The 19965-nt window shown below is 64.1% G+C and carries 23 protein-coding genes and 1 pseudogene; 10 read left to right on the forward strand and 14 right to left on the reverse strand.

Features of this window, described 5'->3' with window-relative positions; translation table 11 throughout:
• Positions 1-652 (forward strand): aminotransferase class I/II-fold pyridoxal phosphate-dependent enzyme (locus tag JHD73_RS19310; RefSeq protein WP_199031846.1); only part of this gene is annotated, 652 nt, incomplete at its 5' end.
• Positions 653-667: 15 nt separating this feature from the next.
• Here JHD73_RS19310 and JHD73_RS19315 read toward each other — a convergent pair.
• Entirely contained in the window at positions 668-1321 is a 654-nt protein-coding gene (locus JHD73_RS19315; RefSeq protein WP_199031847.1) for a glutathione S-transferase, read from the reverse strand.
• A 122-nt stretch (positions 1322-1443) separates the two neighbouring features.
• Between JHD73_RS19315 and JHD73_RS19320 the strand changes: the two genes are divergently transcribed.
• From JHD73_RS19320 to JHD73_RS19335, 4 genes are read left to right on the forward strand one after another with little or no spacing between them, the layout of a single operon-like run.
• Positions 1444-2952 carry a 3-hydroxyacyl-CoA dehydrogenase gene (locus JHD73_RS19320; protein ID WP_199031848.1) on the forward strand — a complete coding sequence of 503 codons (1509 nt, stop codon included), beginning with the start codon at positions 1444-1446 and terminating at the stop codon, positions 2950-2952.
• 29 nt (positions 2953-2981) lie between these two features.
• Positions 2982-3761: an oxepin-CoA hydrolase, alternative type gene (locus JHD73_RS19325; protein WP_199031849.1), complete on the forward strand. Its 780-nt coding sequence runs from the start codon at positions 2982-2984 to the stop codon at positions 3759-3761.
• A 2-nt stretch (positions 3762-3763) separates the two neighbouring features.
• The gene (locus JHD73_RS19330) at positions 3764-4495 is read left to right on the forward strand and encodes a histidine phosphatase family protein (protein WP_199031850.1); all 732 of its coding nucleotides are present in this window, start codon (positions 3764-3766) and stop codon (positions 4493-4495) included.
• A gap of 34 nt (positions 4496-4529) precedes the next feature.
• Complete coding sequence (locus JHD73_RS19335) at positions 4530-5618, forward strand: phosphotransferase (RefSeq protein ID WP_199031851.1); 1089 nt, start codon at positions 4530-4532, stop codon at positions 5616-5618.
• 9 nt (positions 5619-5627) lie between these two features.
• Here JHD73_RS19335 and JHD73_RS19340 read toward each other — a convergent pair whose 3' ends face one another.
• On the reverse strand, positions 5628-6029 hold the full coding sequence (locus tag JHD73_RS19340) for a glyoxalase (RefSeq protein ID WP_199031852.1): 402 nt from the start codon (positions 6027-6029) through the stop codon (positions 5628-5630).
• Positions 6026-6739, reverse strand: a complete 714-nt coding sequence (locus JHD73_RS19345; RefSeq protein WP_199031853.1) for an SDR family oxidoreductase — start codon at positions 6737-6739, stop codon at positions 6026-6028. The genes JHD73_RS19340 and JHD73_RS19345 overlap by 4 nt, the downstream gene beginning before the upstream one ends.
• 116 nt (positions 6740-6855) lie before the next feature.
• On the opposite strand from JHD73_RS19345, the gene JHD73_RS19350 reads away from it, so the two are divergent.
• Positions 6856-7815 carry a LysR family transcriptional regulator gene (locus JHD73_RS19350; protein WP_199031854.1) on the forward strand — a complete coding sequence of 320 codons (960 nt, stop codon included), beginning with the start codon at positions 6856-6858 and terminating at the stop codon, positions 7813-7815.
• A 16-nt stretch (positions 7816-7831) separates the two neighbouring features.
• On the opposite strand, the gene JHD73_RS19355 is transcribed toward JHD73_RS19350, so the two are convergent.
• Both JHD73_RS19355 and JHD73_RS19360 read right to left on the reverse strand, forming a co-directional pair.
• On the reverse strand, positions 7832-8860 hold the full coding sequence (locus JHD73_RS19355; protein ID WP_199031855.1) for a transporter: 1029 nt from the start codon (positions 8858-8860) through the stop codon (positions 7832-7834).
• A 168-nt stretch (positions 8861-9028) separates the two neighbouring features.
• The gene (locus tag JHD73_RS19360) at positions 9029-9973 is read right to left on the reverse strand and encodes a LysR family transcriptional regulator (RefSeq protein ID WP_199031856.1); all 945 of its coding nucleotides are present in this window, start codon (positions 9971-9973) and stop codon (positions 9029-9031) included.
• A gap of 92 nt (positions 9974-10065) precedes the next feature.
• Between JHD73_RS19360 and JHD73_RS19365 the strand changes: the two genes are divergently transcribed.
• From JHD73_RS19365 to JHD73_RS19380, 4 genes are all read left to right on the forward strand, one after another.
• Positions 10066-10533, forward strand: a complete 468-nt coding sequence (locus JHD73_RS19365) for a PaaI family thioesterase (RefSeq protein ID WP_199031857.1) — start codon at positions 10066-10068, stop codon at positions 10531-10533.
• 47 nt (positions 10534-10580) lie between these two features.
• Complete coding sequence (locus JHD73_RS19370) at positions 10581-11840, forward strand: acyl-CoA dehydrogenase family protein (protein ID WP_199031858.1); 1260 nt, start codon at positions 10581-10583, stop codon at positions 11838-11840.
• A gap of 169 nt (positions 11841-12009) precedes the next feature.
• Positions 12010-12702 carry a glutathione binding-like protein gene (locus tag JHD73_RS19375; protein WP_199031859.1) on the forward strand — a complete coding sequence of 231 codons (693 nt, stop codon included), beginning with the start codon at positions 12010-12012 and terminating at the stop codon, positions 12700-12702.
• Positions 12703-12832: 130 nt separating this feature from the next.
• The gene (locus JHD73_RS19380; RefSeq protein WP_199031860.1) at positions 12833-13492 is read left to right on the forward strand and encodes an isoprenylcysteine carboxylmethyltransferase family protein; all 660 of its coding nucleotides are present in this window, start codon (positions 12833-12835) and stop codon (positions 13490-13492) included.
• 16 nt (positions 13493-13508) lie between these two features.
• On the opposite strand, the gene JHD73_RS19385 is transcribed toward JHD73_RS19380, so the two are convergent.
• From JHD73_RS19385 to JHD73_RS19425, 9 genes and pseudogenes are all read right to left on the reverse strand, one after another.
• Complete coding sequence (locus tag JHD73_RS19385; protein WP_199031861.1) at positions 13509-13811, reverse strand: hypothetical protein; 303 nt, start codon at positions 13809-13811, stop codon at positions 13509-13511.
• 67 nt (positions 13812-13878) lie between these two features.
• A complete protein-coding gene (gene ureG, locus JHD73_RS19390; RefSeq protein WP_199031867.1) occupies positions 13879-14511 on the reverse strand; it encodes an urease accessory protein UreG in 633 nt (210 codons plus the stop codon).
• A 5-nt stretch (positions 14512-14516) separates the two neighbouring features.
• A complete protein-coding gene (locus JHD73_RS19395; protein ID WP_199031868.1) occupies positions 14517-15206 on the reverse strand; it encodes an urease accessory protein UreF in 690 nt (229 codons plus the stop codon).
• Positions 15199-15837, reverse strand: a complete 639-nt coding sequence (ureE, locus tag JHD73_RS19400; RefSeq protein WP_199031862.1) for an urease accessory protein UreE — start codon at positions 15835-15837, stop codon at positions 15199-15201. Before ureE ends, JHD73_RS19395 begins: the two co-directional genes overlap by 8 nt.
• Positions 15838-16758: 921 nt before the next feature.
• Positions 16759-18477 carry an urease subunit alpha gene (ureC, locus tag JHD73_RS19405; RefSeq protein ID WP_199031863.1) on the reverse strand — a complete coding sequence of 573 codons (1719 nt, stop codon included), beginning with the start codon at positions 18475-18477 and terminating at the stop codon, positions 16759-16761.
• Between the two features lie 13 nt (positions 18478-18490).
• Positions 18491-18796, reverse strand: coding sequence for an urease subunit beta (locus JHD73_RS19410; protein ID WP_199031864.1), 306 nt, complete (start codon positions 18794-18796; stop codon positions 18491-18493).
• Positions 18797-18813: 17 nt separating this feature from the next.
• Entirely contained in the window at positions 18814-19431 is a 618-nt protein-coding gene (locus JHD73_RS19415) for a HupE/UreJ family protein (protein WP_199031865.1), read from the reverse strand.
• 26 nt (positions 19432-19457) lie between these two features.
• The gene (gene ureA, locus JHD73_RS19420; RefSeq protein ID WP_199031866.1) at positions 19458-19760 is read right to left on the reverse strand and encodes an urease subunit gamma; all 303 of its coding nucleotides are present in this window, start codon (positions 19758-19760) and stop codon (positions 19458-19460) included.
• 52 nt (positions 19761-19812) lie between these two features.
• Positions 19813-19965, reverse strand: a pseudogene (locus JHD73_RS19425) (urease accessory protein); the annotation flags it as partial.

The following is a 19965-nucleotide window of genomic DNA, read 5'->3' on the forward strand; positions in this document are numbered from 1 at the left end:
CAATACGCCGCACAACCCGACTGGTACGGTCTGGCATGCGGACGACATGCAGAAGCTGGCCGAGATCCTGGCGCCCACCAACGTGCTGCTGCTCTCCGACGAGGTGTACGAGCACATGGTGTACGACGGCGTGCCGCATGCATCGGTCGCACGCATTCCGGAGCTGGCGCGGCGCGCCTTCGTGGTGTCGAGCTTTGGCAAGACGTATCACGTGACGGGCTGGAAGGTCGGCTACGTGGCCGCGCCCGCAGCGCTATCAGCAGAATTCCGCAAGGTGCACCAGTTCAACGTGTTCACGGTCAACACGCCCGTGCAGCATGGGTTGGCAAACTATATGGTCGATCCGCGCCCGTATCTGGATCTGTCGGCGTTCTACCAGCACAAGCGCGATCTGTTCCGCGCGGGGCTGGAGAAGACACGCTTCAAGCTGCTGCCCTGCCAGGGCACATACTTCCAGTGCGTCGACTACAGCGCCATCTCCGATCTGCCTGAGGCCGAGTTTGCCAAGTGGCTGACGAGCGAGATTGGCGTGGCGGCGATCCCCGTGTCGGCGTTCTACTCGCAGCCGCACGAGTCGGGCGTGGTGCGCTTCTGCTTCGCCAAGAAAGACGAAACGCTCCAACTTGCGCTGGAGCGTTTGTCGAAGGTGTAAGACCGAGGCGGCCGATCAGCGCTTGCTGGCGTAGTGCGCCAGCATCGCCTCCAGGTTGGCCTTGCTGTCTGCCCGCATCTTCTGCACGTTGGGGTTCTCGGCCATCTTGGCAAGGTACGGCTTGACGCCCTCGATGGGCGCCAGCAAGTCTTCGCCATAGATGATCTTGGTGGCCGAACTCACAAGCGGGAAGTGCACGATGGCCGCACAGTCCGCAATGGTGAACGTATCGCCCGCCACGTACGGTGCAAACTTGAACAGCTTGGCCGCCGCCGGAATGTTCTTCTGCAACTGCTCACGGGTTTTCGCCTTCAGGTTGTCGCTCACCTTGCCGCCAAAGAACGCCTCTGGAAACAGCTGACGCGCCACCAGCTCCAGATGCAGTTCCAGGAAGGTTACGACCTCACGCACCTTGGCCGCCTTGAACGGATCGGCCGGAATCAGCGGATGCTGCGGGTAGCGCGCTTCCAGGTAATCCAGGATGACCTGCGATTCACACAACCCACCGTCCTCACCCACCAAGTACGGCACCTTGTGCAGCGGCGAGATCTCGCCGTCGGTCTGATCGGGCCAGCGCAGCGCTTCTTCGAACGGAATCCCCTTCTCCATCAGCGCGAGCTTGACCTTGTTGTAGTAGTTGCTCGCGGCAAAACCGTATAGCGTCAGCATGAAGCTCTCTCTCCTTGGGTGGCGCTGTGTGATGGAAGCGCCCATTATGGTCGGCGCGGATGCCTAAAATCGCACGCTCGTGCTATTTTAGCCAGACTTCTTTCGATCGAAGCGGATTTCATATGCAGACTATCGGGATTGTAGGGACCGGCGCCATGGGGCGTGGCATTGCGCAGATCGCGGCCCAGGCCGGCCTGCGCGTCAAGCTGTTCGACGCCAACCCGCCCGCCGTGGACGCGGCGCGCACAGCACTGGCCGACACGTTGGCCAAGCTCACAGCCAAGGGCAAGCTCACAGCGGATGAAGCTGACGCCACAATCGCGCGGTTGATTCCCGCAGGCACCCTCGCCGACTTGGCGGACTGCGATCTCGTGGTCGAGGCCATCGTCGAGAAACTGGAGGTCAAGCGCGACCTCTTCCGCCAGCTTGAAGACATCGTCCGCGCCGACGCGATCCTGGCGTCGAACACGTCGTCGCTGTCGATCACGGCCATTGCCACAGCCTGCAAGCACCCGGAGCGCGTTGCCGGCTTCCACTTCTTCAACCCTGTGCCGCTGATGAAGGTGGTCGAGGTGATCGACGGCCTGCGCAGCGCGCCAGCCACTGGTGACGCCTTGGCCACGCTCGCCAAGCGCATGGGCCACACGGCGGTGCGCTGCATCGACATGCCCGGCTTCATCGTCAACCACGCCGGGCGCGGCATGAACACCGAAGGCCTGCGCGTGGCGCAGGAAAGCGTGGCCGCCTATGCCGACATCGATGCCATCATGCGCGAGCAGGCGGGCTTCCGCATGGGTCCGTTCGAGCTGATGGACCTGACGGGGCTGGACGTCTCGCACCCGGTCATGGAATCGGTCTATCGCCAGTTCTACGACGAGCCACGCTACCGCCCCTCGCAGATCACGGCCGTGCGCTTTGCCGGCGGTATCCTGGGTCGCAAGACAGGCGAAGGGTTCTATCGCTACCCGGAAGGACAGAAGCAGGTGCGGGCAGAAGCACCTGTGCCAACCGCGCGCCCGACGTCCGTATGGATCAGCCGAGCACATGAGGCGGGCCATGCCGCTGCACAGCGCCTGATGCTCGATCTGGGTATCACGCCTGAGGCCGGCTCCAAGCCGTCTGCCGATGCGCTCATCATCGTCACGCCGCGCGGGCTGGATGCCACCGCATGTGTGGCCGCAGAAGGGCTCGATGCGCGCCGTACCGTGGCGCTCGACACGCTCTATCTGTTTGCCGCAACCAAGCGCCGCACGCTGATGACCACGCCCGCCACCGACCCCGCCTACCGCGACGCCGCACACGGCCTGCTCGCGTCCGACGGCGTGCCCGTGACGGTGATCCGCGATTCGGGTGGCTTTGTCGCGCAGCGCATCGTCGCGTGCATCGTCAACATCGCGTGCGATATTGCCCAGCAGCGCATCGCCACGCCAACCGACATCGACCTCGCCGTCACGCTGGGCCTGGGCTATCCGCAAGGGCCGCTGGCGTTGGGCGACACGCTGGGCACGAGCGCCATCCTTGAAGTGCTGCAGAACCTGTACGTGCTCTATGGCGACCCGCGTTATCGCCCGAGCCCGTGGCTGCTGCGCCGTGCCCGTCTGGGCATGTCGCTGTTGACGCTGGACGCCTGATTGCCGTTCCCCTCATATAGGCCATTGCCATGACCGCGCAACTGCTCTCCCAACGCATCGGCTCGACGCTGGTGCTCACGCTGTCCAACCCCGATGCGCGCAACGCGCTGGACCCGGTGATGTACGCCGCGTCAATGGAAGCGATGGACCGCGCTGCCAACGACAACGAGATCCGCGCCATCATCTTCACCGGCGCTGGCAACGCATTCTGCGCGGGCGGCAACCTGAACCGCCTGCTGGAAAACCGCAGCAAACCCAAGAGCGTGCAGGAAGACGGTATCGACGCGCTCAACCATTGGATCGAGACGATCCGCACCTTCCCCAAGCCGGTGATTGCCGCGGTGGAAGGCCCTGCGGCGGGGGCAGGTTTCTCGCTGGTGCTGGCCTGCGACTTTGCGATCGCGGCATCGGACGCGAAGTTCGTGATGGCGTACGTGAACGTCGCACTCACGCCGGACGGCGGCGGCTCGTGGCACATCGCGCGCTTCCTGCCGCGCCCGCTGGCGAGCGAGATCATCATGCTCGGCAAACCTGTCGGTGCGGAACGGCTGGCGCACTTCGGCCTCATCAACGACGTGGTCAAACCCGGTGAAGCACTGGAGCACGCGCTGGCACTGGCGGAAAAGCTGGCTGCGCAATCGCCGCATGCGGTGGGCCGCATCAAGGGCTTGATCGCCAACGCAGAAGACGCCTCGCTGCACGATCACCTGAAAGCCGAACAGCACAGCTTTGTCGAAGCGCTGCACCATGCCGATGGCCACGAAGGCATTTCTGCCTTTCTGCAAAAGCGCAAACCCCAATACCGTTGAGCATGATTCCGTTCCCGACACCCAACCGCCGGCGCGTCTACCTGATGCGCCATGGCGCCGTCACGTACTTTGACGAGACCGGCCGCCCGATCGAGCCCGACACCGTGCCGCTCAACGAAGAAGGCCGCAAACAAGCGACGGCCGCCGGGCGAACCTTTGCGGCAGAGAACATCGTGTTCGATCGCGTGATCGTCAGCGGCTTGCCGCGCACGGTGGAGACCGCACAGCGCGTGCTGGCGGAAATGCCCGCAATGCAGGCGCGCGGCGTAGCGCTTGAGCAATGGTCCGAGCTGCAGGAAATTCGTGGCGGCAAGCTGGGAGAGATTCCCGAGCACGAGCTTGCACAGGCGTTCATCGGCGTATTCGAGGGCACCGTGCCGGAGGAACGCCGCTTCCTGCACGGCGAGAGCATCGGCGAATTTCTCGACCGTGTGATCCCGGCCCTCGCGCGCCTGCGCGACCTGCCCGACTGGGACACCGTGCTGCTGGTACTGCACGGCGGCACCAACCGCGCGATCCTCTCGCACGCCATCACCGGTGGAGAGCGCGTGTTCTTTGGCAACCTCGCGCAGACGGCCGGCTGCATCAATGCACTCGATGTAGGTGACGAGCCGAGCGATTGGGTGCTGCGCATGAGCAACTTCTCGCCGCCCTCACCTGTGCACTTTGGCTCGCGGCTGACGACGATGGAGGTCTTGCTGCAGCAATACCTTCGCTACCGCAATCCCGCCTGAACCCATCACAGAACACGATTCGGAGACACCCCCAATGGCACAAACGGAGCAGCAGGATTTCTCGGCCTTCGAAGGCACACGGCCGGTGGCAGACCAGCAGAAGTTCGACATCGGCGCCCTGGAGGCGTGGATGCGCGAACACGTGGCGGGCTTTGCCGGCCCGCTCACGGTGGAGCAGTTCAAGGGCGGCCAGTCGAACCCGACCTTCAAGCTGATCACGCCGTCGCGCACGTACGTGATGCGCGCCAAGCCGGGCCCGAAAGCGAAACTGCTGCCGTCCGCACACGCCATCGAACGCGAATACCGCGTGATGGATGCGCTGGCCAACACTGACGTGCCGGCTCCGAAGATGTTTGCGCTGTGCGAAGACGAAGCCGTGATCGGCCGCGCCTTCTACATCATGGAGTTCGTGCAGGGCCGCGTGCTGTGGGACCAGGCACTGCCCGGCATGGCGCCTGCTGAGCGCACCGCTATCTACAACGAGATGAACCGCGTCATCTCCGCGCTGCACACCGTGGACTACGCCGCCATCGGCTTGGCCGACTATGGCAAGCCCGGAAACTACTTCGCGCGCCAGATCGAGCGCTGGAGCAAGCAGTACAAGCTGTCGGAAACCGAGTCGATCCCGGCCATGGACAACCTGATCGAATGGTTGCCCAAGCACGTGCCGCAGGAGGCCGAGGAGATCACCAGCATCGTCCACGGCGATTACCGCCTCGACAACCTGATCTTCCACCCGACCGAGCCGCGCGTGCTGGCCATCCTCGATTGGGAGCTGTCGACGCTGGGCCATCCACTGGCCGACTTCAGCTACCACTGCATGAGCTGGCACATCGAGCCGGGGCAGTTCCGCGGCGTGGCCGGGTTGGACTTTGCAGCGCTGGGCATTCCATCGGAAGCCGAGTACATCCGCCAATACGAAGAACGCACCGGCCGCCGCATCACGGGCGACTGGAACTTCTACCTCGCCTACAACATGTTCCGCATCGCCGGCATCCTGCAAGGAATCATGAAGCGCGTAGTGGACGGCACGGCGTCTTCTGCGCAAGCGCTGGAAGCTGGCAAGCGTGCCCGCCCGATGGCCGAGCTGGGCTGGAAATACGCCAAGCAGGCGGGCGCCTGATCCAACAACCTACTTGTACTCACGCGCCGCTTCCAACGGACCGGACAGCGGCGCTTCCAGCTCCAGCACCACCCCGGGCAGTTGCACAAAGATCTGCGCTGCCGGCCGATCGGGGTGCTTGCGCGCCTGATGCGGCATCCCGCTCTCGCGCACGGCGGCCAGCACATCGGCCGCATCCTTCTTCGTGCGAAAGGCGACGTGCGAAAACACCAGCTCCGGAGCATCGCCCTCCTTGTCCACCAGATGCACCAGCGCATCGCCGTTCTGGTATAGCCATGTGCCGGGAAACGGAAACGCCGGGCGCAGCCCTGGTTTCCAGCCGAGCACGTCAGCGAAAAACTTGAGGATGGGCGCATCGCCCGACACGTGAAAGTTCACATGGTCGAATGTCCAGTCGCTGTCGGGTGTCATAGCAAACCGCCTCCGTCAATGTCGATGATGGCGCCGGTCATGAAACCGTTGGTCATGGCCAGCAGATAGCCCTGGGCGAGATCGTCGGGCGTGCCCACGCGGCCAACCGGCAACCCGCCGCCGATGCGCGCAAGCATGGCCTCGCGATCCGCCGGCGCGCCCCACACTTCCGTATCCACCACACCTGGGCTGACCACGTTGACGCGGCGCGGTGCCAGCTCCTTCGCAAGGTTCTTGGCCGCAGCCTCCACCGCTGCGTTGATGGACGCGCGCAGCAACCCTGTCGTCGTGGCCTTGCGTGAGAGCAGGCCCGATGTGAGCGTGATCGACGCCCGCTCGGCCAGATGCGGCAGCGCAGCCTGCACGGCCATCAGCGCAGCAAACAGCTTGGTGCCGAAGCCCTGCTCCAAGTCGGATCGTTGCAATGAGGCAAACGGCGGCGGGCTCGTGCGCGAGCCGATGGTGATGACAAGGTGATCGATCTTGCCACGCGGTGACATCTGGGCAGCCTGCGCCAACGCACTGCCAAGCGAAGCCGTGTCATTCGCGTCGACAGCAATCCCATGGATGCCGCCATCGTCCTTGGCCGAGCGGCCCAGCACCGTCACGCGGGCACCAGCGGCCGCCGCGGCACTGGCCACCGCCTGCCCAATGCCCGCCGTACCGCCTAACACCACCACCGCTTGGTCCTGCAAGGTCTTCGAAGTCATGCCAATGCTCCTTTGAGAAGAAAGAAAAACCGTCAATCGATGGCGGCGATTCTTCCATCAAACAAAAACAAGATAATCCGTCTATGCTTTGATGTTTCTCCAAACAGGCTTTGATAATGATCGCCCTTGACGACCTCCGCCTACTGGTGCGCATTGCTGATGCCGGCAACCTCTCCGCCGCTGCCCGGCAGCTCGGCTGGCTGCCCGCCACCGCCAGCGCGGCACTCAAGCGCGTGGAAACCGAACTGGGCGCCCGCCTGTTCGAGCGCACCACGCGCAGCATGCGGCCCACTGAAGCCGGCCAGCGTTATCTAGGGTATGCAAGGCAGGCGCTGGAAGCGCTGGATGAAGGCGCGGAAAGCCTTGGCCAGGATCGCACAGAGCTGACAGGCGCCATCCGCATTGCCGCCACATCAGACCTGGGGCGGCACATCCTGCGGCCGTGGCTGGATGACTTCTGCGATGCGCACCCCGGTGTGCGCGTCACACTGGTGCTGGGCGACCGGCTGGCCGACCTGATGCGTGAAGACCTCGACTTCGCGCTGCGCTACGGGCATCTGCAGGATTCGGCACTGGTCCGTCGGCCGCTGGCATCGCATCCGCGCGTGATCGTGGGGGCGCCGTCGTACTTCAAGCAGCACGGCCGCCCTGCACACCCGAGCGATCTGGCCGACCACCGCTGCCTGATCCTGCTGCGCAACGGCGAGCCCGTTACGCGCTGGCAACTCACCCATGCCAGCGGCCCCGCCCCGATCGACGTTCGTGGTGATTTCCAATGCGATGACGGCGCGGTCGTGCGCGACTGGGCCGTCGCCGGGCGCGGGCTGGCATTCAAGTCATGGCTGGATGTCGCGCAGGACGTGTACGCCGGGCGGCTGGAAGTCGCACTGCCTGCATGGAGCCACGCGCCCACGCCGCTGCAGCTCGTGAGCCTCGCACGCCGTCATCGCCCGGCGCGGCTGACGGCCTGTGCGGAGTTCCTCGCCGCGCGCTTTGCAGAGTTCAGCGCGCGTTATCCGTTCCCATCGGTCAAAGCCGCGGCGGCCTCATCCAAGGCCATCGCCACAACACGGTGACCTGCCGGCCTGCGCGTTATTGACTATTGCGGCGACGAACCACCCACCATGCAATCAGCGCGGTAAATCCGGCAACCAGCCCTACCATCATCCAGAAACCGTGGTGGTTGTCGGCCAGAGGCACGCCGCCCACGTTCATGCCGAACAGCCCCGCCACAATGTTGATCGGCAGCGCAAGCACGGTGACGAGCGTGAGCGTGAACAGCGTGCGGTTGTTCTGCTCGTCCAGGCGCGCGATCACCTCCTCCTGCAGCAGCTTGATGCGCTCGATCAACCCGCTCATATCGCGCAGCACGACAGAGAACTCCTCGGTCGATTCACGCAACTGCTGCACATCTTCCGGATGGAGCCACGCCGGCGGACGGGCCAGCAGCCGGAAGACCGAACCCGGCTCGGGCGCCAGCATGCGCTGCAGGCGCACCAGCACACGGCGAGTGCCGGCAAGCTCCTGCCGCCCTGACGTGATTTTCGATGCCAGAAAACGGTCTTCGATGCGGTCGATATCGATACCGGTGGTGCGCACGATCTGCGTCATCAGCTCAGCCTGATCGCACATCAGGTGGCCCAGCAGGTCGGCCGGCGAGCGAAACGCCTCGCCGTTGCGCACGCATTCGCGCAGCCTGTCGACCGAATGCAACGGCTTGCGGCGCAACGTCACCAGCAGGCGCCGATGCGCGTACACCCACTGCGTTGCAACCTGCGTGGGCGTGCGTTCGAAATCGAAGATCACGTCGTTGAAGACGGCAACCAGCGCCCCGTCCTGCTGCTCGATGCGCGTGGAGTGCGCCTCCTCGCCCAGCATCTCGATAAACGGCGCCGGCAAGTCGAGATGGTTTTGCAGCCACCGCATGCACCCTGCACGCGACAGGTTGAAATGCAGCCAGATGAACGCATCGTCGGCACTATCGTTGCCTGCATGCTCCAGCGCGTCGCCGATCTGCGAAGAATCAAGAGCGACACCGGGCCGGCCTGGCTCGAAGCGAAAACCGCAGATAAGACCGGTGTTGTCGGATTGGAAACTGATCGCGGACGCTGTCGCAGTCATACACGAGGATGGAAGACGGTTTGGCTGGAGACTCTGATGCGCGTGCTCGACACAGGCATGACATCAACCTGTCATGAGCACGATTGCGGCGTCTGGGGCGGTCGCCATGCACTGGCATGGCGCGCCCGTTTTGTGCAGCCACGATGATTGCGTCCGGCTTCCGGTTCGTCAACGTCCATCGGCAAAGGCAGCAACGGCATCGTCCAGCGCCACCTCGGCCATCGCCGCGAAGATGTGATCGCGCAGCCAGCGGCCGGCGGCATCCTGGTCGCTGTTGGCGTGCCAGTACAGGTACAACTCCAGCGCCGGCACGTTGAACGGCAGCGTGAGCATGACGTTGCCGTACGGCTCGTTGGCGATGCGCGCGTAGCGTATCGGCAGCGTGGCGAGCAAATCCGTGCAGCTCACCACACGGCAGGCTGCCGGATAGTGCTGGCAGCGCAGCCGCACGCGGCGCTCGTGCCCGAGCCGGCGCAATTCCACATCCTCCAGCCCCGCCCCGCGGCGGCGTGACGACACATGCACGTGCTCGCATGCCAGGTAGCGCTCCAGCGTCAGCGGCTCGTGCGCGATGGGGTGGCCGGGGCGCGCCAGCACCACCATCGGGTCCGCCAGGATCGGTGCGTGGCGAATGGCGGGGGATGCCGGCAGCAGGATGTCCGCCACGGCATCAATCGTGCCGGCCAGCAGTTCGGCTTCGAGCTGGCGGCGGTCGCCCCGCACCGTGGTCACGTCGATACGCGGCGCTTCCTTGGCAATTGCGGCCATCAAGGGCGGCAGCAGTGTCGCCTCCAATGCATCGCGCATCGATATTGTGAAACGGCGTTCACTCGTGGCGGGATCAAAGCGCGTGCCTTCGCGCAGGGTGCGCTCGAACCCCCGCAGCGACGTCCGCACCTCGGCAATGAGCGTGCGCGCCAAGGGCGTCGGCAGCATGCCCTGCCCGCGACGCTCGAACAGCGGGTCGTCAAACAGCTCGCGCAGCCGCCCGAGCGCGTGGCTGACCGCCGGTTGCGTCAGGTTGAGCGTGCGCGCCGCAGCCGTGATCCCGCCTTCCGTGTAGATGGCATCGAAGACGACGAACAGGTTGAGATCGACCCGCGAGATATGCATGGCTTTGATGAATGGCAATCTACGAAATTCATTTCTCTTATTGTAGGCGAAGGCTTAAGCTGCGGGCATTGATGTGAGTGAGGCCATGTGCCATGACCACAGCCACCGACCTGACCGTGCCGACTGTGCCTACGGGCTTCGACCTGCTGAACAAGCCGAGCCCCTTCCTGACGATGCTGGGGCCGGTATACGCCCGTGGCATGGGGCCGTCGATGGTGATGGGCTTTCACGTGGGTCACCACCACCTGAACCGGCGCGGCATCCTGCACGGCGGCGTGGTCGCATCGCTGGCCGATGCGGCGCTCGGATACTGCCTGGCCGACCCCGCCAGCGGTGACGACAAGGCAGGCGTACTTGCCATGTCCACCGCCAGCCTGACGGTCGACTTCATCGCTTCCGCTGGTGAAGGCGACTGGATCGAGATCACTCCAGAAGGTTTGCGCACCGGCAGCAAGCTGGCGTTTGCGCAGGCCCTGTTCCATCGCGGCGACCGGCTCATCGCGCGCGCCAGTGCCGTGTTTGCGGTACTGGGCGGGCGAATCAACGCGCCGGTCCAGTAGCTGATTGCCTGTTCGAGACGCTTGTTCGACGTATCTGAGGAGACACCATGAATTTCGATTACACGCCCAAGGTCAAGGAGATGCAGGAACGCCTGCTCGCCTTCTTCGACCAGCACATCTACCCGAACGAGCATCGTTTCCACGAAGAAATCGAAGCGAACCGCCGTGCCGGTAACGCGTGGATTCCGACCAAGGTCATCGAAGAACTCAAGCCGCTGGCGCGCAAGGCCGGGCTGTGGAACCTGTTCCTGCCGCGCTCGCCGCGCGCACCGGAAGGTCTGTCGAACCTGGAATACGCGCCGCTGTGCGAGATCATGGGCCGGGTGCCCTGGGCGCCGGAAGTGTTCAACTGCTCCGCGCCGGACACCGGCAACATGGAAACGCTGGAGCGCTACGCATCGGAAGCATTGAAGGACCGCTGGCTGGAACCGCTGCTGCGCGGCGAGATCCGCTCCGCCTTCCTGATGACCGAACCGGCCGTGGCTTCGTCGGACGCCACCAACATCGAATGCCGCATCGAGCGCCAGGGCGATGAGTACGTCATCAACGGCCGCAAGTGGTGGTCGTCGGGCGCCGGCGACCCGCGCTGCGCCGTGTACATCGTCATGGGCAAGACCAACCCGGACGCTGGCCGCCACGAGCAGCAATCAATGATCGTCGTGCCGGCCGATGCGCCGGGCATCACCGTCATGCGCCCGCTGACGGTGTTCGGTTACGACGACGCCCCGCACGGCCACATGGAAGTCGACCTCAAGAACGTGCGCGTGCCGGTGGGTAACATCCTGCTGGGCGAAGGCCGCGGCTTTGAGATCGCGCAGGGCCGCCTCGGCCCGGGCCGTATCCACCACTGCATGCGCAGCATTGGCGTGGCTGAACGCGCGCTCGAGTTGATGTGCAAGCGCCTGTCGTCGCGCGTGGCGTTCGGCAAGGCCATCGCCCAGCACAGCGTGTGGCACGAACGCATTGCCGAAGCGCGCTGCATGATTGAACAGGCCCGCCTGCTCACGCTCAAGGCCGCGTACATGATGGACACCGTCGGCAACAAGGTCGCCAAGGCCGAGATTGCGATGATCAAGGTCGTGGCCCCGAACATCGCCTGCCAGATCGTCGACTGGGCGATCCAGGCACATGGCGGCGGCGGCGTGTCGGGCGACTTCCCGCTGGCTTCGGCCTACGCGCACCAGCGCACGCTGCGCCTGGCAGACGGCCCGGACGAAGTGCACCGCGCCGCCATCGCCAAGCTGGAGTTGGCCAAGCACCTGCACCTGAAAGACGTGGTCGACATGCCAATCACACGCGGCGCCTGACCTGCTGCACGGTTGTACCGTTCACTCCTTAACCCCGCCTTGAGCGGGGATTTTTTTGTCCGCGCCCATCGTCTGCGCGTTTTTTCGTTCTGTGCTGGAATGGAACACTTTTGCGGGCTGCTGGTGGCCTGCACGTCCCTTCTCTGCCAGAGGCCAAGGAGCCAACTCGATGATCGACGTCTATAGCTGGGCCACGCCCAACGGGCACAAAGTGCACATCATGCTGGAGGAATGCGAGCTGCCTTATCGCGTTCACGGCATCAACATCGGCGCCGGCGACCAGTTCAAGCCCGACTTCCTGAAAATCAGCCCGAACAACAAGATCCCGGCCATCGTTGATCAGGACGGCCCGGATGGCCAGCCCATCTCGCTGTTCGAATCGGGCGCGATCCTGCTGTACCTCGCTGGCAAGACCGGCAAGTTCATCCCCGAAGACGTGCGCGGCAAGTACGAAGTGCTGCAGTGGCTGATGTTCCAGATGGGCGGCGTCGGCCCGATGCTCGGCCAAGCGCACCACTTCCGCATCTACGCGCCGGAAAAAATCGAATACGCCATCAACCGCTACAGCAACGAGGCCAAGCGCCTGTACGGCGTGATCGACAAGCGCCTGTCGGAATCCAAGTACCTGGGCGGCGCGGACTACTCCATCGCAGACATCGCCACGTGGCCGTGGCTGCGCAGCTGGAAGAACCAGGGGATCGAGCTGTCGGATTACCCCAAGCTGCAGCGCTGGTTCGAGGCCATTGAAGAACGCCCGGCCGTGCAACGCGCGGTGAAGGTGCTGGCCAAGGAGCGGCCCGCCCTGCAGGACGACAAGGCCAAGGAAGTGCTGTTTGGCGCGACGCAGTACCAGCGCCGTTGATTGCGCATCTTTGCTTCAAGAAACAGGCCGCGCGATGTGATCTGGCGCGGCCTTTTCTTTTGGGCGCTATCAATGCAGCCATCAGGCACGAGGCCTACACTGGGCGCATTCGGATTCTCTTGGGGCAGTCATGGCGGCATCGGCCAAGCTTCGCGTTGGGGCGGTGATTTCGGTACTCGGTTATCTCGCGCTCGCGGCGTGGGGCTGGGGTGGCGTTGGCCCCCTGCTCGCAAATCCCGCGCGCGTGGCACTGGTGGTGGTGACGATCGCCCTCACGGTTGCCGCGCTGTTTGCCGGCGGCAACCTCAGCGCAGGTGAGCGCGAAGATCGATCCAACCGCTGGGTCCTGCCGGTGTTCGGCCTGATTGGCGTCGTCAGTGCCTGGCTGCCGGCTTACACGGATCGGCATGACCTCTGGTGCATCGACGGCGATGCCGTGCGGTGGCTGGGCGTCGTGCTCTACGCTGCAGGCGGCGCACTGCGGCTGTGGCCGGTGCACGTGCTGGGCAACCGGTTCAGCGGGCTGGTGGCAATCCAGCCGGGCCATACGCTGGTCACCGGTGGGATCTACCAATACGTGCGCAACCCCAGCTACCTCGGGTTGCTGGTGAGCACGCTGGGCTGGGGCCTGGGGTTCCGGGCGCTGGCCGGCGTAATGCTGACGCTGCTGCTGATTCCCCCGCTGGTTGCGCGCATGCGTGCGGAGGAAGCCCTGCTGCAATCGCAGTTCGGTGCACAGTACGACGCGTACCGCGCCCGAACCTGGCGCCTCATTCCGGGGGTGTATTGACGCGAACGCTCCGGTCTCAACTCGATAACGCAAAACACTGCACATCGGGCGCCGTGTACACCGTCGGATACGGTGCCCGCGGCCCGCTTTGCAACCGCAATGGTTGCGTGGCCAGCACTTCGGCTTCGTTGCGCTCACGGGTGCTCAGTGGCGCAGGCGGCGGACTCGGTAGTTGTGCTGGCTGATTCACGGCACAGCGCACCGGCTTTCCATCAGCCAGTTGCACATCCATCGTGTAGTACGGCCCGACGATAGCTGGCGCGCACGCGGCAACCGCGTACGCCGCCGCAATCAGTGCCACGCAATGCAGCGTCTTCATCACCCACCTCCGCAACGAGCATCCCTGCCAGTTTGACTCGCCACGTTGCAAGCGAGTGCCCGCCGCATCAAGCCGAGGCCGAAGCGTTCAGCATGCCCTGCCGCTCAATGAAGCGGATGACCTCATCCAGCCCACCCTGCGCCCGCAGGTTGCACATCACGAAGGGCCGGTCGCCACGCATCTTGCGCGTGTCGCTTTCCATCACCTCCAGGTTGGCGCCGACGTACGGAGCCAGATCCGTCTTGTTGATGATGAGCAGGTCCGACTTGGTGATGCCCGGGCCACCCTTGCGCGGAATCTTCTCCCCGCCCGCCACGTCGATCACGTAGATGGTCAGGTCCGACAGCTCTGGGCTGAAGGTGGCCGCGAGGTTGTCACCGCCCGATTCGATAAAGACCACGTCCGCATCCGGAAACTTGGAGAGCATGCGGTCCACGGCCTCCAGGTTGATCGACGCATCTTCGCGAATGGCGGTGTGCGGGCAGCCGCCCGTCTCCACACCCATGATGCGCTCCGCCGGCAACGCACCGGAGATCGTCAGCAGACGCTGGTCTTCCTTGGTGTAGATATCGTTGGTGATCGCCACGAGGTCGTAGCGCTCTCGCATGGCCTTGCAGAGCATCTCGAGCAGCGTGGTCTTGCCGGAGCCCACCGGGCCGCCCACGCCAACGCGCAGGGCTGGAAGTTTCTTGGTACGCATGATGTTCATGAACGAAAGAGTCTTGAGTATTGGGTCTCATGCCGGGCCGACAGCACACCCAGTCCCGGCGAGAACGTCGACAGTTCCGGCGGATGACACGCCGCGCGGCGTGTAGCTTCTTCCACCGCGTTTGCAACCGCGGCATGCAGGCCAAAGAGAATGCGCTGCCCCGCCGCCTGCCCCAGCGGCACGGCCTTCACGGCCGCCGCTATCTGGTTTTCCACCCACGCAAAGCAGTACGCCGTCACACCGTCGTGCGGGTCGACGCTCAGCGCGGCCGCCGCCGCCGCAAATGCCGTCGGAAACGCCACCGACGCACGTGCCGACAGCGCTGCGCGCAATGCATCATCGCCCCATTCCATCTGCTGGATCAGGCGACTGAGCGACCAGCCCATCTGCGAGGTCTCCAAGCGCAGTTCGCGCGTCTCGCGCGTGGCAAGAAACCACGCATCGCGCACGGCCACGGCATCGAAGCGACCGGCCTGCCAGTCGGCAAACTGCAGCAACCACAGCGGCGCCTCGCACGCAGCGAGCACGTCGAGCCCTTCGGCAATCCACTTCGCAGCGGATGCCTCGTCGCCCACATGCCGCACATCCACCGCCGCCTCCAGCCCCTGCGAGTAGCTGAACGCACCGACCGGCAACGCCGGGGACGCCAGGTGCAGCAAGGCGGTCAGCTGGGCCACGCTAGTCATGGTGGTGATGGCCGCAGCCGGGGCCGTGCACATGACCATGATCGTGGCTGTGGTCATGGCCATGGGAATGACTATGACTATGCCCATGGTCATGCGCGTGATCGTGATCGTGCCCGTGATGCTCGTGAAACAGCGCCTGCGCAGTGGCGTAATCCTCTTCGAAGGTTGCATCGTGACCATGGCGATGGCCACCGCCGTAGGCACCCGCCTCCGGCTCGAACGGCGCTTGCACATGCGCGACGGTCACACCCAGGCGCACGAGCATGTCTTCGAGCACCGGATCGGCTTCAAGCTGCAGGGCATCGGCGCTGACCTGCACGGGCGTGTGGCGATTGCCGAGGTGGTACGCAGCGCGCATCAGTGCGAGGCGGTTGTCGCTGGTCACGCGCAGCACCTGCTCCGGCGCGGCCTGCACCTCCACCAGCGTGCCGTCTTCTGCGACGAGCACGTCCCCACCACGCATGACCGTGCCGCGTGGCAACACCACCGCCACTTCAAGGCCATCGTCGAGCGTGGCACGCAGGCGGCTGCGGCTGCGTTCCAGAAACGGCAGCACCAGCTTGGGCGCACGCTTGACCAGCACGGGGGCCAGGCCATGCGGCGCGGGAAGATGTTTGTTGATCGAAAGCATTGTCAGGGCCTATTCGTACTTCAACTGCTGAACTTGAACCATGAGGTTCTGAACTTCATGGGCCGCCGTTCTGAACTTCAAACATGGAGTTCTGGACTCGGGATACCGGGTTCTGAACTTCAACCGTCGGGTTGCAGACTCCGATTTTGGGGTTCTGAACCCCATACCTTGGTGTTTCGGACTGCATAGCTCGCGTTCTGAACTGCAAGCATGGGGTTTTGGACTTCAAACTTGGAGTTCTGAACTTTGGATGTTGGGTTCTCGACTTCCAATGTTGGGTTCTGGGCACTAGTGGTACATCCCTGCTTTCTCCCCCTGCCGGGGGCGACTCACTTTCTTTGTCTTGCCAAAGAAAGTAAGCAAAGAAAGGCGCGCCCGATGCGGCGACTTCCCCTTGAATTTATGTCGCAAGGAGGGAGTGCAGGCAACTCGCTACGCTCAAACAGGCCTGCACTCTTTTTCCTCCTTGCAACAGAAATTCAAGGCGCCGCATAGGGCAGGGGTAAAGCACACCATCGTTTGCCAGTGCTCCACGTTGTCTTGCGCTGTCTTTGTCCCCTGCCTTATCGATCTCATTCACTCTGCTTGGCTGCCACGGTCCTCTCTTGCTCCGCGCCTCTTCCGGCTTGCCTCACCGCTTCCACTTGTTCACCGTCGGTTTGGCCTTTGACGTTCCTGCCCTTGATGGCGCCTTGGATTTTTGTAAGCGGGCGGAAAAAAGAGGGAGGCCTGTCTGAGCGCAGCGAGTTTGCCTCCCTCTCCGCCCGGTTGCAAAAACTCAAGGGGAAGTCGCCATCTCGGGCGCGCCTTTCTTTTGCTTACTTTTCTTTGGCAAGACAAAGAAAAGTGAGTCGGCCCCGGCAGGGGACGATACAAGGGATGGACCAAAAACAAAAAAACCAAAGCCCACCCCACCCCTCACTAGAACAAGAAATACCGCTGCGCCATCGGCAACACCTCAGCCGGCTCACACGTCAGCACCACACCATCGGCCACCACCTGATACGTCTCCGGATCCACACTGATATCCGGCTGCCAGTCGTTATGAATCATGTCCGCCTTGCTGACAGTACGCGTGCCCTTGACCACCGCCGTGGTCTTCGCAAGCCCATACTGTTCCGCCACACCAGCGGCAGCCGCCGACTGCGACAGAAAGCTCAACGACGTGCGCCCCAACGCCCCACCCGCAGCCCCGAACATCGGCCGATAGTGCACAGGCTGCGGCGTCGGGATCGACGCATTGGCATCCCCCATCGCAGCGGAGGCAATCATGCCGCCCTTGAGGATCAGGCTGGGCTTCACCCCAAAGAACGCCGGCTTCCACAACACCAGGTCCGCCCACTTGCCGACTTCAACCGAGCCAACTTCATGCGCAATGCCATGCGTAAGCGCCGGGTTGATCGTGTACTTCGCCACATAGCGCTTGACGCGGAAGTTGTCATGCCCGCCGCGCGCATCGTTCGGGTCACCCGCCAGCTTGCCGCGCTGCACCTTCATCTTGTGTGCGGTCTGCCAGGTGCGCAGGACGACTTCACCCACACGGCCCATGGCTTGCGAATCGCTGGAGATCATCGAGAACGCACCCAGGTCATGCAGGATGTCTTCAGCGGCGATGGTCTCGCGGCGGATGCGGCTTTCGGCAAAGGCGATGTCTTCAGCGATGGACGCATCTAGGTGGTGACACACCATCAGCATGTCGAGGTGCTCGTCCAGCGTATTGACGGTGAACGGCCGCGTCGGGTTGGTAGACGACGGCAGCACGTTCGACTCGCCGCACACGCGGATGATGTCGGGTGCATGCCCGCCACCCGCCCCTTCGGTGTGATACGTGTGGATCGTGCGGCCCTTGAACGCGGCAACGGTCGCTTCCACAAAGCCTGATTCGTTCAGCGTATCGGTGTGGATGGCAACCTGCGTGTCGGTGTCGTCGGCCACGCCAAGGCAGCAGTCGATGGCGGCAGGCGTGGAGCCCCAGTCCTCGTGCAGCTTCAGGCCGATGGCACCCGCGTCGACTTGCTCGCGCAGCGGGCCCGGCAGGCTGCCGTTGCCCTTGCCCAGAAAGCCGATGTTCATGGGATACGCATCGGCGGCCTGCAGCATGCGCTGCATGTACCACGGCCCGGATGTGCACGTGGTGGCGTAGGTGCCGGTGGCCGGCCCGGTACCACCGCCGATCATCGTCGTCACGCCGCTGTTGAGCGCTTCGTCAATCTGCTGCGGGCAGATGAAGTGAATGTGCGTGTCGACGCCACCGGCGGTGACGATCATGCCCTCGCCCGCGATGATCTCGGTGCCGGGGCCGATGACGATGGTCACGCCGGGCTGGATGTCGGGGTTGCCCGCTTTGCCGATCGCGGAGATGCGGCCGTTCTTCAAGCCGATGTCGGCCTTGACGATACCCCAGTGGTCAATGATGAGCGCGTTGGTGATGACGGTGTCGGCGCAGTCTTTGGACTCGCGCTGGCTCTGACCCATGCCGTCGCGGATGACCTTGCCGCCGCCGAATTTCACTTCTTCGCCGTAGATGGTGAAGTCGCGCTCGACTTCGACGATAAGGTCGGTGTCGGCCAAGCGCAGTCGGTCGCCCGTGGTGGGGCCGAACATTTCCGCATAGGCGCGGCGGGAGATTTTCAATGTCATGTCCGTGCCTCGATCAAAGCTTGCCCATCACACGGCCAGCAAAGCCGTAGACCACGCGATCACCGGCCAGCGCCACGAGTTCGACCGTGCGTTCCTGTCCCGGCTCGAAGCGCACGGCGGTGCCAGCGGCAATGTTGAGCCGGTAGCCGCGCGTGGCCTCGCGATCAAAGCGCAGCGCGTCGTTGACTTCAAAGAAGTGGTAGTGCGAGCCAATCTGCACGGGGCGGTCGCCGGTGTTGGCCACCGTCACCGTCAGCGTGGGGCGGCCCACATTCAATTCGAGGTCGCCGTCTTGCGGCAGGAGTTCGCCGGGGATCATGATTGCGCCTCTTGCCCTTAGACCGCAGCCACCAGCAGGCCCGCGCCGTACAGCGCCACGCCCACGCCCGACAGACGCGCCAGCCACGCCAGGCGCGGCTTGAGCGCAAACCCTGCGCCAATGCCCGCGGTATGCAGCAGCGCCGTCGCCACGGCAAAGCCACCGACGAAGTACGGGAACATGGCCTGTGCGCCAGCCGGGAATTCCGTGCCGTGCGCGTAGCCGTGGAACAGCGCGAACGCGCCACACAACAGCGCACCAGCCCACGTGGGCAGTTGCGCGCGTGCAGCGATCAGCAAACCGAACACCAGCAGCGATGCGGCGATCATTGGCTCGGCCATCGGCAGGGCCACGCCGCCCGCGCCAAGCATGGCGCCCATGACCATCAACGCGACAAAGGCGACGGGCGCCCACAGTGCATCACGCACCGAACGCGAGGCCAGTGCGCTCCACACGCCCACCGCCACCATCGCCAGCAGGTGGTCGGCTCCCGTCAAGGGGTGCAGGAAACCGGCGAGCAGGCTGCCCTCGGCGGTATGGCCCGGATGCCCCGGGTGCGCGAAGGCGATGGAAGCGCCAAGCGTAAGCGCAATGGCAACAGCAGGCCGGACGATGCGAGACAGGGTGTGTGTCATGGCAGGACTCGTTCTGTAATTGGCGATCAAACAATCGGGTGGTGAACGGTGACCAGCTTGGTACCGTCGGGAAACGTGGCTTCGACCTGGATGTCGGGAATCATCTCGGCAACACCGTCCATCACGTCATTGCGTGAGAGGAGCGTGGTGCCGTAGTGCATCAGCTCGGCCACGGTACGGCCGTCACGCGCACCTTCCATGATGGCGGCGCTGATGAAGGCAACGGCTTCCGGATAGTTGAGCTTGAGGCCACGGCCCTTGCGGCGCTCGGCCAGCAAGGCGGCGGTGAAGATCAGCAGCTTGTCTTTTTCGCGCGGGGTCAGTTCCACGAGGGGCTCTCTTCGGTGAGGGTCTATGGGAGTTCAGTTAGACGGCGCAGGGTCACGTCGCCCAGAGTCGCAGTGGACGGCCTGGCACACCATGCATCGGTTCACGCAGCGCCAGCCAGGTCTGTGACAGCAAGGCGCGCACATCTTCGGGCCGGCGTGCGAGCACGCGCAGCAGCAAAACGTTTGGCAGGCCGGGCGCGTCCTG

The sequence above is a fragment of the Ralstonia sp. ASV6 genome, assembly GCF_016429285.1.
GTDB lineage: Bacteria > Pseudomonadota > Gammaproteobacteria > Burkholderiales > Burkholderiaceae > Ralstonia > Ralstonia flaminis.

Bases quoted from the DNA above. Each gene is read 5' to 3' on its own strand.
- JHD73_RS19395 (WP_199031868.1), bottom strand. From the start codon at position 15,206: ATGACTAGCGTGGCCCAGCTGACCGCCTTGCTGCACCTGGCGTCCCCG.
- ureG (WP_199031867.1), bottom strand. From the start codon at position 14,511: ATGCGTACCAAGAAACTTCCAGCCCTGCGCGTTGGCGTGGGCGGCCCG.
- JHD73_RS19340 (WP_199031852.1), bottom strand. From the start codon at position 6,029: ATGACACCCGACAGCGACTGGACATTCGACCATGTGAACTTTCACGTG.
- JHD73_RS19325 (WP_199031849.1), top strand. From the start codon at position 2,982: ATGACCGCGCAACTGCTCTCCCAACGCATCGGCTCGACGCTGGTGCTC.
- JHD73_RS19355 (WP_199031855.1), bottom strand. From the start codon at position 8,860: ATGACTGCGACAGCGTCCGCGATCAGTTTCCAATCCGACAACACCGGT.
- JHD73_RS19385 (WP_199031861.1), bottom strand. From the start codon at position 13,811: ATGAAGACGCTGCATTGCGTGGCACTGATTGCGGCGGCGTACGCGGTT.
- JHD73_RS19370 (WP_199031858.1), top strand. From the start codon at position 10,581: ATGAATTTCGATTACACGCCCAAGGTCAAGGAGATGCAGGAACGCCTG.
- JHD73_RS19415 (WP_199031865.1), bottom strand. From the start codon at position 19,431: ATGACACACACCCTGTCTCGCATCGTCCGGCCTGCTGTTGCCATTGCG.
- JHD73_RS19320 (WP_199031848.1), top strand. From the start codon at position 1,444: ATGCAGACTATCGGGATTGTAGGGACCGGCGCCATGGGGCGTGGCATT.
- JHD73_RS19330 (WP_199031850.1), top strand. From the start codon at position 3,764: ATGATTCCGTTCCCGACACCCAACCGCCGGCGCGTCTACCTGATGCGC.
- JHD73_RS19410 (WP_199031864.1), bottom strand. From the start codon at position 18,796: ATGATCCCCGGCGAACTCCTGCCGCAAGACGGCGACCTCGAATTGAAT.
- JHD73_RS19315 (WP_199031847.1), bottom strand. From the start codon at position 1,321: ATGCTGACGCTATACGGTTTTGCCGCGAGCAACTACTACAACAAGGTC.
- JHD73_RS19380 (WP_199031860.1), top strand. From the start codon at position 12,833: ATGGCGGCATCGGCCAAGCTTCGCGTTGGGGCGGTGATTTCGGTACTC.
- JHD73_RS19360 (WP_199031856.1), bottom strand. From the start codon at position 9,973: ATGCATATCTCGCGGGTCGATCTCAACCTGTTCGTCGTCTTCGATGCC.
- JHD73_RS19350 (WP_199031854.1), top strand. From the start codon at position 6,856: ATGATCGCCCTTGACGACCTCCGCCTACTGGTGCGCATTGCTGATGCC.
- JHD73_RS19375 (WP_199031859.1), top strand. From the start codon at position 12,010: ATGATCGACGTCTATAGCTGGGCCACGCCCAACGGGCACAAAGTGCAC.
- ureE (WP_199031862.1), bottom strand. From the start codon at position 15,837: ATGCTTTCGATCAACAAACATCTTCCCGCGCCGCATGGCCTGGCCCCC.
- JHD73_RS19335 (WP_199031851.1), top strand. From the start codon at position 4,530: ATGGCACAAACGGAGCAGCAGGATTTCTCGGCCTTCGAAGGCACACGG.
- JHD73_RS19345 (WP_199031853.1), bottom strand. From the start codon at position 6,739: ATGACTTCGAAGACCTTGCAGGACCAAGCGGTGGTGGTGTTAGGCGGT.
- JHD73_RS19365 (WP_199031857.1), top strand. From the start codon at position 10,066: ATGACCACAGCCACCGACCTGACCGTGCCGACTGTGCCTACGGGCTTC.
- ureC (WP_199031863.1), bottom strand. From the start codon at position 18,477: ATGACATTGAAAATCTCCCGCCGCGCCTATGCGGAAATGTTCGGCCCC.